General features: G+C 49.2%; 14 protein-coding genes. 2 read left to right on the top strand and 12 right to left on the bottom strand.

What is annotated here, in order from left to right:
• The first annotated feature begins 54 nt into the window (after positions 1-54).
• On the top strand, positions 55-1,995 hold the full coding sequence (locus tag XMM312_RS05410) for an acetoacetate--CoA ligase (RefSeq protein WP_173481757.1): 1,941 nt from the start codon (positions 55-57) through the stop codon (positions 1,993-1,995).
• Between the two features lie 22 nt (positions 1,996-2,017).
• On the opposite strand, the gene ybaK is transcribed toward XMM312_RS05410, so the two are convergent.
• From ybaK to trxA, 5 genes are all read right to left on the bottom strand, one after another.
• Positions 2,018-2,497, bottom strand: a complete 480-nt coding sequence (gene ybaK, locus XMM312_RS05405; RefSeq protein WP_173481756.1) for a Cys-tRNA(Pro) deacylase — start codon at positions 2,495-2,497, stop codon at positions 2,018-2,020.
• A gap of 15 nt (positions 2,498-2,512) precedes the next feature.
• Positions 2,513-3,247 carry an NAD(P)H-flavin reductase gene (locus XMM312_RS05400; protein ID WP_371739863.1) on the bottom strand — a complete coding sequence of 245 codons (735 nt, stop codon included), beginning with the start codon at positions 3,245-3,247 and terminating at the stop codon, positions 2,513-2,515.
• Between the two features lie 77 nt (positions 3,248-3,324).
• Positions 3,325-4,803: a 4-hydroxy-3-polyprenylbenzoate decarboxylase gene (gene ubiD, locus XMM312_RS05395; protein WP_173488796.1), complete on the bottom strand. Its 1,479-nt coding sequence runs from the start codon at positions 4,801-4,803 to the stop codon at positions 3,325-3,327.
• Positions 4,804-4,886: 83 nt separating this feature from the next.
• Positions 4,887-6,146, bottom strand: coding sequence for a transcription termination factor Rho (gene rho, locus XMM312_RS05390; protein WP_173481811.1), 1,260 nt, complete (start codon positions 6,144-6,146; stop codon positions 4,887-4,889).
• 180 nt (positions 6,147-6,326) lie between these two features.
• Positions 6,327-6,653 (bottom strand): thioredoxin TrxA, encoded by a 327-nt coding sequence (gene trxA / locus XMM312_RS05385; RefSeq protein ID WP_173481753.1) that lies wholly within the window; start codon positions 6,651-6,653, stop codon positions 6,327-6,329.
• Between the two features lie 137 nt (positions 6,654-6,790).
• Here trxA and XMM312_RS05380 point away from each other — a divergent pair, with 137 nt between their 5' ends.
• Positions 6,791-7,747, top strand: a complete 957-nt coding sequence (locus XMM312_RS05380; RefSeq protein ID WP_254442854.1) for a hypothetical protein — start codon at positions 6,791-6,793, stop codon at positions 7,745-7,747.
• A gap of 36 nt (positions 7,748-7,783) precedes the next feature.
• Here XMM312_RS05380 and zapE read toward each other — a convergent pair whose 3' ends face one another.
• The 7 genes from zapE to yrfG form a co-directional block, all read right to left on the bottom strand.
• On the bottom strand, positions 7,784-9,181 hold the full coding sequence (zapE, locus tag XMM312_RS05375) for a cell division protein ZapE (RefSeq protein WP_217363882.1): 1,398 nt from the start codon (positions 9,179-9,181) through the stop codon (positions 7,784-7,786).
• 200 nt (positions 9,182-9,381) lie between these two features.
• Complete coding sequence (locus XMM312_RS05370; RefSeq protein ID WP_173481750.1) at positions 9,382-9,864, bottom strand: Ivy family c-type lysozyme inhibitor; 483 nt, start codon at positions 9,862-9,864, stop codon at positions 9,382-9,384.
• Between the two features lie 34 nt (positions 9,865-9,898).
• A complete protein-coding gene (locus XMM312_RS05365; RefSeq protein ID WP_173481749.1) occupies positions 9,899-10,180 on the bottom strand; it encodes a hypothetical protein in 282 nt (93 codons plus the stop codon).
• A gap of 175 nt (positions 10,181-10,355) precedes the next feature.
• Positions 10,356-11,903 (bottom strand): phosphoenolpyruvate carboxykinase, encoded by a 1,548-nt coding sequence (locus XMM312_RS05360; RefSeq protein ID WP_173481748.1) that lies wholly within the window; start codon positions 11,901-11,903, stop codon positions 10,356-10,358.
• A gap of 186 nt (positions 11,904-12,089) precedes the next feature.
• The gene (gene hslO, locus XMM312_RS05355) at positions 12,090-12,968 is read right to left on the bottom strand and encodes an Hsp33 family molecular chaperone HslO (protein WP_173488793.1); all 879 of its coding nucleotides are present in this window, start codon (positions 12,966-12,968) and stop codon (positions 12,090-12,092) included.
• Positions 12,969-13,035: 67 nt separating this feature from the next.
• The gene (gene hslR / locus XMM312_RS05350) at positions 13,036-13,416 is read right to left on the bottom strand and encodes a ribosome-associated heat shock protein Hsp15 (RefSeq protein ID WP_173481746.1); all 381 of its coding nucleotides are present in this window, start codon (positions 13,414-13,416) and stop codon (positions 13,036-13,038) included.
• Positions 13,413-14,075 carry a GMP/IMP nucleotidase gene (gene yrfG / locus XMM312_RS05345; protein ID WP_173481745.1) on the bottom strand — a complete coding sequence of 221 codons (663 nt, stop codon included), beginning with the start codon at positions 14,073-14,075 and terminating at the stop codon, positions 13,413-13,415. Before yrfG ends, hslR begins: the two co-directional genes overlap by 4 nt.
• Between the last annotated feature and the right edge of the window lie 8 nt (positions 14,076-14,083).

Genomic DNA, 14,083 nt, shown 5'->3' with positions numbered 1-14,083 from the left:
TGAATGAACGCCTTAACTTAAGGTTCTTATAGTGTCTTAACCCTAGGTAACCTCATGTCTAAACTGCTATGGCAGCCAAGTAATCAACGCATTGCAGCTGCACGCTTAACCGAATTCCAAAACCGCGTGAACGACCAGTGCTCACTGGCACTGTCGACTTATGATGATCTGTGGCAGTGGAGTATCGATCAGCCCGATCAGTTTTGGGGCTCGGTGTGCCAGTTTCTCGATATTGAGTTCAGTCAGCCAGCACAAGAGGTTCTACAAACCGGGATTGGAATTCGTGACGCCCGTTGGTTTGAAGGGGCCAAGCTCAACTTTGCCAAGCATCTATTAAAACGTCGCGATGACAGCATTGCGATCATTTTTCGGGGTGAGAATGGCAAACGCAGAACGCTGACCTATGCAGAGCTCTTTCAGCAGGTTGCATCGGTACAGGGCTACCTGAAAAAGATGAATATCGGCGCCGGCGATCGTGTTGCAGGTTACCTACCCAATGCGCCAGAGGCGATCATTGCGATGTTGGCCACCACAGCACTGGGAGCGGTTTGGACATCCTGCTCACCTGACTTTGGTGTCAATGGCGTCGTCGACCGGTTTGGGCAAGTTGAACCGAAACTGATCTTTACGGTAGATGGCTACCACTACGCAGGCAAACAGATTAACAACCTCGACAAACTACCGGAGATCGTTGATCGCATTCCCAGTGTAGAAGGGGTCGTGGTCTACCCGTTTCTGAATGATTCACCCGATCTAACGGGGATCAAGGGAGCACAGCCTTGGTCAGAGGCACTGGACGACCAAGCCGGCGACATCGATTTTGTTGAACTCCCTTTTGATCACCCGCTCTACATCCTCTACTCATCGGGCACGACAGGAGTTCCTAAATGCATCGTGCATGGCGCTGGCGGAACACTGCTCCAGCACATGAAAGAGCTAGCCCTACATACAGACTTAGGCCCTGACAGCCGGTTAATGTACTTCACAACCTGCGGTTGGATGATGTGGAACTGGATGGCATCTGGTTTAGCAGTTGGTGCTTCACTCGTTCTGTTTGATGGCTCCCCTTTCCACCCGACTGCCTCGGCACTGTGGGACATCGTGGAGCAAGAGGAGATCACTGCCTTCGGCACCAGCGCCAAGTACATAGCCGCGATTCAGAATGCCGGTTACTTACCCAATCAGCACCACAGCTTTGCTCAGCTTAGATCGATACTCTCGACCGGATCGCCACTCTCACCGGAAAGTTTCGAGTTTATCTATGACTCAGTTAAACAAGACCTTCATCTGGCCTCTATCTCAGGCGGAACCGACATCGTCTCATGCTTTGCGTTGGGTGTGCCGACCCTCCCCGTCTACTCAGGCGAGTTACAGGCCAGAGGCTTAGGTATGGCCGTTGATATTTATGACGATGAAGGCAACTCTTTGCTCGAGGAGAAGGGTGAATTGGTGTGTACAGCCCCCTTCCCTAGCCGCCCCATCGGTTTTTGGAATGATCCGCAGGGTGAACGTTACAAAGCAGCCTACTTTGAACGCTTCGATAACATCTGGGCGCACGGTGATTACGCTGAACTGACAAAACGAAAGGGCGTGATCATCCACGGTCGCTCTGACGCGGTATTGAATCCAGGCGGTGTCCGAATCGGTACAGCCGAGATCTACCGTCAAGTCGAAAAGGTCGCGGGAATCACCGATAGCATCTGCGTCGGGTTACCCAAAGAGGATGATGTCGTGGTAGCGCTCTATGTCGTGCTCGCAGACGGCCTGGAACTCACCGACGACCTAGTGGCCGAGATAAAACGCACCATCCGCAACAACACCACGCCGAGACATGTACCCGGTATCATCAAAGCGGTTACGGACATCCCGAGAACCAAAAGCGGAAAAATCGTTGAGCTAGCAGTACGCAACGTGCTGGTTGGCGAGCCGGTTAAAAATAGAGAGTCACTGGCTAATCCAGAGGCGTTAGAGCTGTTTGAAGGGTTAGGAGTTTAGGAATTAAAACGACCCAAACTAATTAATTTTTAAACTTAGCAATCGCTGCAAACTGACCTTGTGTGACTCTCAACAGGTCAGTTGGTGCCAACTCAATCTCAAGTCCACGTCTGCCAGCGCTGACATACAAAGTCTTCAAAGACTCGGCACTCTGATCAATTAAGGTAGCAAAAACTCGCTTCTGCCCCAGTGGACTGATCCCTCCAACCAAGTAGCCGGTTAAGCGCTGAGCAACCTGAGGATCCGCCATCGATACTTTTTTCTGTTTTAGCGCTTTGGCTGCGGCTTTGAGATCCAACGTTGCTGCTACTGGTATGACTGCGACCGCTAGCGCATTTGGGCCTCGGTCAGTCTCAAGCATCAAAGTTTTAAAAACCTGACCTGGGTCGAGGGCTAACTTATCTGCAGCTTCGAGGCCGTAAGCGGCCCCGGGTGCATGTTCATACTGATGCGTATTGAAGGATATTTTTGCCTTTTTGGCAGCATCAATAGCAGGGGTCATAGGTGAATTTAATGATTAAGGACGCGGAGCGTAGGCAAACACGTCAGATTTCATCTGACTCTGAGTAAAGCCCTGCTCTTCTAAAGCATCCAACAGTGCATACACCATTGCCGGCGATCCGCATGCGAACACCTCTGCTTTTGTCAGGTCGTCAACATCTTCCACAATGGCCGCTGGTAGTAAGCCCGTACGTCCACTCCAACCCGGGCTCTTATCTGGTTCACTAACGACAGGAATAAAGTGAATGTTGGCGTGGTGCTCTGCCCAGCTCTTCGGCAACGCTTCGAGATACATATCCTCTTCAACCCGCGCGCCCCAATAGACATGGATCGGATTTTTGCGCGCACTGGCGATCAGGTGCTCAACAATACTTTTCACCTGTGAAAAACCGGTACTGGCGGCAGCAAAGATGATGGGCTGATCGTCATTGAGCTCATCTAGATTGATGGTGCAGTCGCCCATCGCCAACTCCACTTCAACGCTCGGTTGATGCAGCAGGTGTTGGACAATCGAGTCGTTGAACTCACTGTCAGGCATGTGGCGAATGTGAAGTTCTAATTCACGACCTGCCTCGGGTGCCGAGGCAATAGAGAATGAAGCTTTTTTCCCGTCTGGCAGGCAGATATCTAGATACTGTCCCGCTTTAAATTCAGCGCCCGCTTGCTCAGACTCAGGAAGCAAAAGGCGGATACGGTAAACATCCCTATTTAACAGATCAGCCGATAAAATCGTCGTAACTTTCCTTGCCACGTTCACTCTCCAAATAACAGTCCACGCGATGCGTGAATTAACAATTTACTCTAGTCAGGTAACTAAATAGTGGGGACTTAGTCGTCGATTCCAAGATCAGCCCAGATATCATCTACTCGACGTTTCACCGACTCATCCATGGTAATGGGCTCTCCCCATTCACGATCCGTTTCGCCCTGCCACTTATTGGTCGCATCCAATCCCATTTTGGAACCCAACCCAGACACAGGGGATGCAAAGTCCAAATAGTCGATCGGGGTATTCTCAATCATCACCGTATCCCGAGCCGGATCCATACGCGTAGTAATGGCCCAGATGACATCCTGCCAGTCACGAGTGTTCACGTCTTCATCCACAACGACAACAAATTTGGTGTACATGAATTGACGCAAGAAGGACCATACACCCAGCATCACACGCTTAGCATGACCCGGGTACTGCTTCTTCATACTGACGACCGCCATGCGGTAAGAGCATCCTTCTGGTGGCAAGTAAAAATCGACAATTTCTGGGAACTGCTTCTGCAGAATCGGTACAAACACCTCGTTCAATGCAACGCCCAGAACAGCCGGTTCATCCGGTGGACGGCCCGTGTAAGTACTGTGATAGATCGCATCAGCACGTTTCGTGATGCGTTCCACCGTAAAGACGGGAAAACTGTCGACCTCGTTGTAGTAGCCGGTGTGGTCACCAAACGGACCTTCGTCCGCCATTTCGTCAGGGTAGATGTAACCCTCTAATACGATTTCTGCACTAGCAGGCACTTGCAGGTCGCTACCAATACAGGACGTCACTTCCGTTTTCCCACCCCGTAACAGTCCAGCAAAAGCGTACTCGGACAGAGTATCGGGAACCGGTGTCACAGCGCCCAGAATGGTCGCCGGATCCGCACCCAAAGCCACCGCAACCGGGAACGGCTCGCCTGGATGCTGTTGCTTCCACTCAAGAAAATCCAACGCACCACCGCGATGCGACAGCCAGCGCATGATCAGTTTGTTCTTAGCAATTTTCTGCTGACGGTAGATACCTAGGTTTTGACGCTTTTTGTTTGGGCCGCGAGTAATGACCAATGGCCAGGTCACCAAAGGACCAGCATCACCTGGCCAGCAGGTTTGAATCGGAATCAGATCCAGATCGACGTCATCACCCTCAAGTACCACTTCCTGACAGGGTGCCTTTTTAACCACCTTGGGCCCCATGTTCAGCACTTGTTTGTAGAGCGGAATTTTGTCCAGTGCATCTTTAAAGCCCTTAGGTGGTTCAGGCTCTTTAAGTTGCGCCAGCAATTTACCGACACCGCGCAGTGCCGAAACGGACTCTTCCCCCATGCCCAGTGCAACGCGATCAGGTGTACCAAACAGGTTGCCTAATACCGGCATGTCATAACCAACCGGGTTTTCAAACAGCAGTGCTGGACCACCGGCTTTTAACGTGCGGTCACAGATTTCTGTCATCTCTAAATTGGGGTCGACAGGATGCGTTATTCGCTTAAGCTCACCACGAGCTTCCAGCTGGCTAATAAAATCACGCAGATCTCTGTACTTAGGTGTCGCCATACAATCCTCGGCAAAAACAAAAAAGGGCGAGTGGTAAATGCTCGCCCTGTTTCAATACTAAGCCAAATAAACGCTCAGATTGATTACTTACGCTTCATCGAAAGGAAGAACTCTTCGTTGGTCTTGAAGTCCTTCAGTTTATCGATGACAAATTCAGTTGCGGCCGCATCTTCCATTGGATCCAACAGCTTACGCAGAATCCACATACGTTGGAGCTCTTCTTCTGTTGTAAGAAGATCTTCACGACGCGTACCTGAACGACGAATGTTGATCGCAGGGAAGACACGCTTCTCAGCAACGCGACGATCCAGGTGAACTTCGGCGTTACCAGTACCTTTGAACTCCTCAAAGATGACTTCATCCATCTTAGAGCCCGTATCAACCAGAGCCGTAGCAATGATCGTCAAGCTACCACCCTCTTCGATGTTACGTGCCGCACCAAAGAAACGCTTAGGACGCTCAAGTGCATGCGCATCGACACCACCGGTCAGTACTTTACCCGAAGAAGGCACAACCGTGTTGTAGGCACGGGCTAGACGGGTAATCGAATCAAGTAGAATGACAACGTCTTTCTTGTGCTCGGTTAGACGCTTCGCTTTCTCTAGCACCATTTCAGCCACTTGTACGTGACGTGATGGCGGCTCATCAAACGTTGAAGCTACCACTTCACCACGCACCGTACGCTGCATGTCGGTTACCTCTTCCGGACGTTCATCAATCAGAAGAACAATCAGGTAACACTCTGGGTTGTTACGTGTGATGCTATTAGCAATGTTCTGTAGCATCAGTGTCTTACCGGCTTTAGGTGGAGAAACCACCAATGCACGCTGACCTTTACCAACCGGAGTCACTAGGTCTAAGACACGAGCGGTAATATCTTCTGTACTACCGTTACCGATCTCCATACGCAGACGCTTTTGAGCGAAGAGTGGCGTAAGGTTCTCAAACAGAATTTTGTTCTTGGCATTTTCAGGCTTGTCGTAGTTGATCTCAGCCACTTTAAGCAGTGCGAAGTAACGCTCACTGTCTTTCGGTGGGCGGATCTTTCCGGCAATGGTGTCACCCGTGCGCAGATTGAAACGACGAATCTGGCTTGGCGATACATAAATATCATCAGGTCCAGCTAGGTAAGAGGAGTCCGCTGAACGAAGGAAGCCGAAGCCATCCTGTAGGATTTCAAGAACACCGTCACCGTAAATATCTTCACCACTGCGGGCGTGCTTCTTAAGGATCGAGAAGATGACATCTTGTTTACGAGAACGAGCAAGGTTATCTAGGCCCATTTCTGCTGCGATATCGAGCAGTTCAGGCATGCTTTTTAGTTTGAGTTCGGTAAGGTTCATTTTTTCGTTATGAATAGTGTCGTGCACGACGAGAGCCGCGAGACAGGAATGATTGAAATTAGAAGAAGATTATTTGGGTTGGTCAGAAATCAACCAACGGTGTTAATATATAACCAGTTAGTGGTGCTGTCTAGCCAATAGACAAAGAAAAGGCGGGATATCCCGCCTTTTACCTAATATTTAGATGTTTGCGTCAACAAACGCCGTTAGCTGCGACTTAGACAGTGCGCCAACTTTGGTTGCTTCAACGTTGCCGCCTTTGAAGATCATCAGTGTTGGAATACCACGAATACCAAACTTAGGAGCGGTTTCAGCGTTTTCGTCGATGTTCAACTTACACACTTTCAAACGACCCGCGTACTCAGTCGCAACTTCTTCTAGGACCGGTGCAATCATCTTACAAGGGCCACACCACTCTGCCCAGTAATCAACCAGTACTGGACCTTCAGCCTTTAGGACGTCCTCTTCGAAACTTGCGTCAGTTACGTTTAGGATGTTTTCGCTCATCTGTTCTTATCTCCAATGCGTTTTACGCGAAGCGGTTGCAAGACTTGTCTTAACAAGACATCAACCTTAAATTGCAAAATAACTTGCCCAATAATAGCATCTGCTCACCAATAATGGGAATGATGTCGAGAACTGTGATGAATCCACTAATGAAACACCTGCGTGAAGTCACAGAGGACAGTGTTCGCGTTACCCTGACCCTGTTCAAAATACTCATCCCAGCCATCGTCATTGTACGCCTATTGGAGCTAATCGGTGCAGCCGACTTCTTAGCCGACACACTCAGTGCACCTATTGAGTGGCTAGGTCTACCAGCCATTGCCGGCATTGTCTGGGCCACCACGCTGCTCACCAACATCTACGCAGGCTTAATTGTCCTATTCACCTACTCACAAGCCTGGACACTTGAGCAGATCACATTAATGGGCATCCTCATGTTGGGCGCTCACAACTTGATTGTTGAGATCGCCATCACCTATCGAGGGGGTTGCCGCTTAATGCCGATGATTCTGATTCGCATTGGCGGCGCACTTGGGCTTGCGATCTGTATGCATTGGGTCTACCAAGATATGCCCAGCATGCAGCAACCAGTTAGTTTCGATTTTGCACCTGAAATTGGCGATATCAGTTGGTCGTCTTGGATTAAGGCACAGCTAGAGATGCTGTTTTGGACCGTTGTCGTCATATTTGGCTTAGTGGCCGTTCTACGAATTGCCAAAGTGACGGGTGTAGAGCGCGCCATCGAATATCTGCTTAGACCGATTCTCAAACTGATTGGCATCAAACGTGAAGCCTTACCGATGAGCTTAATAGGGATGACCCTGGGATTAGCCTACGGTGGCGGATTGCTGATCCGTGAAGCAGAGCGAGGCACCATCAGTGGACGCGATATTTTTGCCTCTTTTGCCCTTCTAGGGCTGTGCCACAGCCTGATTGAAGACACCCTACTCATTGCACTCACCGGTGCAGAATTGCACGGCATACTCTGGGCTAGATTGGCTTTTGCGTTAATTATCATTGCCCTACTTACAAGACTACTACCTCTGATATCAGATCAAACCTTCTATCGATTCTTCATGAGAAATCAGGAGTAATATTCAAAACTGAGAGGCGGCCTTGAGTCGTTAAAGTTATTGCCGCCCCCACTCCTTACCACTCATTTCGACCAACCGAGACGCGGCTCGTCGAAAAGAGAAGGCTAGATCATTGGCGGCCGATAATTTTGCCAGTGACGCGCCATTTAGACCCGTTGCCGACCACTCCATATCTTCACCCTCTTTGGAACGAATCATGGTCGTCGCAAAGGAGCTTGAGTTGCCCCCTTTTTCACTAACAAACAACTCTTCATTGCCATCGCTGCGTTCAATTTGCGCTGAGAAATCGACAAACAGTTCATCGAGTGGGACGTTGGCTGCCAGCACCAAGCGGGTGCGAGATTCATAACACAGGTCAATGAGGGTCAAAAATCGTCGCCCTTCGTCAAGGTGATTGACGTCTAATTGCGGAACACCGTCGATGATGAGGACCGGAAATCGGTCGCAAAGGGAAATATAATCGGACGCGCCAAGCGGCTGGTGACACAACTCGGAAAAATCAAACCAGGCGCACCGGTCATTATGTCGTTTGACCTGGACGGTGCGGCCGAAGCGTACGTCAATGACCTCGTCCTCAGTTCCCGATACAGTGCCACCAAATATATCTTTAAGCTGCGACTGAATGTTGTTATTGCCATGTACATCCTTGTTTGACCAAAAATAGGAATGACCATCTGCTCGAGTTTCGAGTCGATAATCTCTGGCGGAATCCTCCATGGAGATAATGTCGAACCTGTCTTTTAACATGTCTATGAATGGCAAAAAGAGGGATCGGTTAATGCCTCCCTCATACAATGTATCCGGGGAGCGGTTTGAGGTGGCGACCACTACGACATTCCTATCCAATAATAATGAAAACAGTCGCTTCAAAATCATGGCATCGGCAACATCGGTTACTTGAAATTCATCAAAACAGAGGAGTTGAGCTTCCTGTGCCAATTGTTGTGCAACAACAGGCATCACATCATCTAGTGGGTGCTTCTGTTTGAAGACAAATAGGCGATGGTGCACGTCTAGCATGAATTCATGAAAGTGGACGCGGCGCTTGGTAATAGAAGCCTTAACCGACGCGTAAAAGAGGTCCATTAGAAAGCTCTTGCCGACTCCGACCGGACCATGGATATAGATACCGCGCGGTGGTGGACTAAAAGACCACAAATTGAGTTTCTTTCGAAGAGAGAACTGAGCGGACGCTAAGGATCGCCCAAGTGAAATCGGGCTGTTGCTAGTAGTACTGCTCGCTATCGATTTATCGGAACCCACAGGGACAGGCGGGAGCAAGGCAAGCGACTCATGCAGAGCATCGAGTTTTGCGGCTAGTGTGACTTGTGCCTCATCTCGTTGCACCTCCCCCGCATCCACCATGCGTTCATAAGCCTCAGTCACGGGGCCTATCGATAGGGGTCGCCGGGTGACGCAATGTTGTGCTGCCATATTCTTCCTAACCGTACTCATCATGAATCTGATCAGTAATACGGTATGGTAGGCAATATATGATCAAGTCTTTCATTGAAACCACTCATCGCGTTTCTCCTGTTTGTTAGATAGTTAAAATTTACCCCCAAGCCTCAGTAATATGAAATTAGATCTGTTTATCGGTCTGATAACCTTTTGGCTATAGTTGATAACGAGAGTTATTTGAGCTCAGCTCTGCAAAGGTCTGCAAACTGAGGCAGAACATAAATTGGCTTGTCCCCATCATAGAACTTCAGCTTTACGCCGAATTGGCGAGTCACTTCGTCGAAACTAGTCATCACCCCATGAACTAGAGGGCATGTTTTGGAGACGACAAACGTAAATTTGCTACCCCAACAGTTGTGAGGCTCACACAGACTATAAATTTCAAAAACGAAACCGCCCTCCTCTACGTACTCAACTGGATGCTCCACGGCACCGTTGTCCAGGTATTCAGCCAACCACTGATCTACACCAACCTCGCCTTCAAACAGACCGTTCCATTTCATCCGATAGTCCGGTTTGTCGATCACGTCTGTGAGATAGTCAGGCATTGGTTGTTTTAATACATCGGAGAAATCGTCACGCGTTGGGTTTTCTTCGGCTTGAACTGGAACCGCTAGCATTAACACGCTCAACACAGCTGCTATTTGATTGTTCATAGAAGAGCCCCTCTGTCCTGAGTGGATATCAGTCTCATTTATTTTTTTTGTTTCTGCTGCCCACTTGTTCACCTGCTTTGAAAGCTGCAAGTATTCCTGACAACCCCTTCTTATTTTTTGCCTCGCGAACCGCATCGATTTCAGATTGGTTCAAAGTTATGGCTGGTTTTTTGGACGTGAATTTTATGGAAACAATGAAGCCTACAGCGAAGAAGATGAACAACCCACCAAAGTGCCAAGCTTCAGAAAAACCAAGCCAACGAAGTATTTGGTATACAGGTCCGAGCCAGTCTGCGATTAAGTCCTCATCTAACATCGTTCAGACCCTCCTTTAAACCCTTGATATTTTTTTCTATTGAATCACAGATTAACTTACACCGCCAAAGCCAGGTGTTTCTTACATGGAGTACCCAAGGTTTAAGTTCGAAATTAGTTTTCACAGCAATAAAAAAGGCGACCTTAGGTCGCCTCTCTATACTGCATGCAGCCTCTTAAATTTGAGGGCCTGCAGCAATGATCTTCTCATCAACACCTTCAAATTTTTCGAAGTTGTTAACGAACTGTGCGGTCAGATCGGCACAAGCAGCATCATAATCGGCGCCGTTTGCCCAAGTATCACGTGGCACAAGTAGGTTGTCATCAACACCCTGAACGGTCACAGGCACTTCTAGGTTTAGACCAGGGATGTGCTTAGTTTCCACATCTTTAAGGTGTCCGTGTTGGATCGCTGAGATAATGCCGCGAGTCGTTGGGATGCTGAAACGCTCACCTGTACCGTAGCTACCGCCGGTCCAACCGGTATTCACTAGGTAAACTTTAGAGCCGTACTCTTCGATACGCTTGATCAGTAGTTCTGCGTACTCGCTTGGTGGACGCGGGAAGAATGGTGCACCAAAACAGGTTGAGAAGGTCGACTTGATGCCGCCGCCTGAACCCATCTCTGTAGAGCCAACCAACGCTGTGTAGCCAGATAGGAAGTGGTACGCCGCTGCCTCTTTGCTCAAGATAGAGACAGGAGGCAGTACGCCGGTTAGGTCACAGGTTAGGAATACGATGTTATCTGGCTCGTCACCCATATTAGTCGCCGAACGCTTCTCAACATGGCTCAACGGGTAGGCACAACGACCGTTCTCTGTCAGGCTGACATCGTTGTAATCCGCTTCACGACACTCGTCTAGAACAACGTTCTCGACGATTGCACCAAAACGGATTGCATCCCAGATGATCGGTTCGTTTTTCTGGCTAAGGTTGATTGTCTTAGCGTAACAACCGCCTTCTAGGTTGAAGACACCGCCTTTCGCCCAACCGTGCTCATCATCACCGATTAGGTAACGGCTTGGGTCTGCAGAAAGGGTTGTTTTACCAGTACCTGAAAGACCGAAGAAGAGCGTCGTTGAGCCATCTTCACCAATGTTCGCTGAACAGTGCATTGGTAGCACGTCTTTTTCAGGTAGAAGGAAGTTCTGTACAGAGAACATCGCTTTCTTCATTTCTCCCGCGTAACGCATACCGGCGATCAACACTTTACGTTGTGCGAAGTTCAGAATGACACAGCCATCAGAGTTGGTGCCATCACGCTCTGGCTCACACTCGAAACCAGCAGCGTTAAGAATTTGCCACTCTTCTTTACCCTTAGGGTTGTAGTCGCTTGGACGGATGAAGAGATTTTGACCAAAAAGATTTTGCCATGCAGTTTCAGTTGTCATACGCACTGCAAGGTAGTGACTTGGATCAGAACCGACATGCACTTCAGAAGTGAAAGACTCTTGCTCAGAAATGTACGCTTCAACACGCGCCCATAATGCATCAAACTTGTCTGCGTCGAATGGACGGTTGATTGGCCCCCAAGAGATGGCATCGGATGTGCTTGGCTCTTGGACGATGAAACGATCCATTGGTGAACGACCTGTACGCTTACCGGTAGTAACGACAAGTGCACCTGTGTTTGCTAGTACGCCTTCATTGCGTGCGATAGCAGCCTCAACCAACGCGGCAGGCGTCAGGTTAAGGTGATTCTCTGCGATTGACTCTTTAGTCATCAACTGATCCCTTGGGCTTTAACCCATTTGTACCTAAAAGTTACCGTCCTCAAAGAGGGCGGAACGCGGAAAATAATTTAAATAATATTTTTGGTGGTTGGTTTGAAAGGTCGTGGCCAACTCTTTTTGTAGGTGCGCGATTATCTCATAGCCGGGGGCTCTAACAAACCCCCAGATCGATAACCTTTAGTGTAACGAGTCACTCTCGTTCAATGCCCCATCGTTGTGGAACAGTGCTTTAATGTCTTGCGCATCAAAATCATAGCTGCGATTACAGAAATGACAAGTTGTTGATACGACACCCTTGTGCTCTTCAGCAAGGCTTAAAAGTTCCTCTTCGGTCATCGTTTGCAGTGCGGCCGCACTGCGTTGACGTGAACAGTCACACGAGAAGCTTAACGGCTCGGGATCTGTGATACGTGCGCTCTCTTGGTGGAAAAGACGATACAACAGTGTCTCGTTATCCAACTCGAGTAGCTCATCGTTTTGCAGGGTTTGCGCCAGAGTAGAGATGTGATTCCAATCCTCATCGCCATTGCCAGCAGCCGGTAACACTTGCAGCATCATGCCAGCGGCACGCTGACCATTGGTGGTCAGAATAAGTTGCGTGGGTAGCTGCTCTGATTGGCGGAAATAGCCTTCGATACACTCGGCAACGCTCGCCCCTTCAAGCGGTACAATGCCTTGGTAACGCTGACCCTGTTCAGGCTCCATGGTCAACGCCATGCGACCATTAACAAAGGAGTGATCGAAACGCTCGCCGTGCTTCAGGGTCTCTTCGTCAAAACGAGCAATCGCACGGACCTGGCCTTTATCGTTGCACTCAGCAAGAAGCAGACGCAGTCCACTGTCGCCCTGTGCTTGAAGTGACAAACGCCCTTCGATCTTCAAGTTTGAACTGAGTAGCACAACCGCCGCCAACATCTCGCCCAACAGGTGGCGAATCTCATCCGGGTAGTCACCATAAGCAATCGCTTGCTGGAAACTCTCTTCAAGACCGACAACAACGCCTCGCACGTCGGCATTATCAAACAGGACGCGTTGAATTTGATCAGGTGTGCTCATCAGAAGACCTATAATAATTTAACAATTGGGGCGCGATTTTACGCGGAATTGGTGCAGGTTTCAGCTATCAATCTCGTAAATAACCTTTAACCCGCAACAACTCACGACGGCTCTTTTTATCCGGTCGTGCATCAGGCCCTGAGCCCAACTGCTTACGCATCGCTGCGTTCTCTTCGCGCTTATTGATACTGGCTTGAGTCTCAACGTAGAGTTTTTGAGCTTCTGGCGCGCCACGACGTTGATCAGAGAGTGCAACGATCTCGATCTCTTTCTCGTCGTAGCCCTGACGAATCTTAAGCTTGGCACCAATCTCAACCGCTTTACTGCACTTTGCTCTTTGCCCGTTGTAGTGCACCTTACCGCCTTCAATCATCTCTTTGGCAATGCCTCGGGTCTTGTAGAACCGGGCAGCCCAAAGCCACTTATCTAGACGGATACCGCTACTCATTCGTTTACCATTACCTCATTAAAATCATTGATCGACATAAAATCACAATCACTCATGTCGCGTGGGGGCATCTGCAGATCAGGCTGATCAATCGTTAGCAGATGCTTGATGCCGAAATCATGTGCGGACTGCAGAACCGGTAGACTGTCATCCACCATCAATGTACGCTCAGGGTCGAAGGGCTCATGCTTCATAAGAGTCTCCCAAAAGGCTTGCGACTCTTTCGGATAGCCATAGTCGTGTGAACTGATCACACCCTGTACCTCATCCGCTAAATTGGTACGAGAGAACTTTAAATCAACCCCTGCACGGTGCGAATTGGTGACAATCAGCACACGTCGGCCACTCTGTTTGAGCCAAGCAAGAAACTCGGGCACAGAGTGGCGATAGCCAATCTTATCGGCCACCTCATGTTTTAACTCAGCAATCGGAAGCTGAAAGCGTTCGCTCCAGTAGTCAAAGCAGTACCAGTTTAATGTCCCCTGCTCCTCCATAATGTTCGACAGGATATATTTCTTAGCCTCTTCAACATCGATTTGGTGAATCTCTGCGTAACGAGCAGGCAGAAACTCAAGCCAGAAGTGTGAATCGAAGTGAAGATCCAACAGGGTGCCGTCCATATCTAAGAAGACGGTGTCTATCTCTTGCCATTGAAGCATAATCGGGG

This window comes from Marinobacterium sp. xm-m-312, from assembly GCF_013283295.1.
Taxonomy (GTDB): Bacteria; Pseudomonadota; Gammaproteobacteria; order Pseudomonadales; family Balneatricaceae; genus Marinobacterium_E.
Note: the sequence above shows the minus strand (reverse complement) of the source record. Positions and strands in the feature narration are given on the sequence as shown.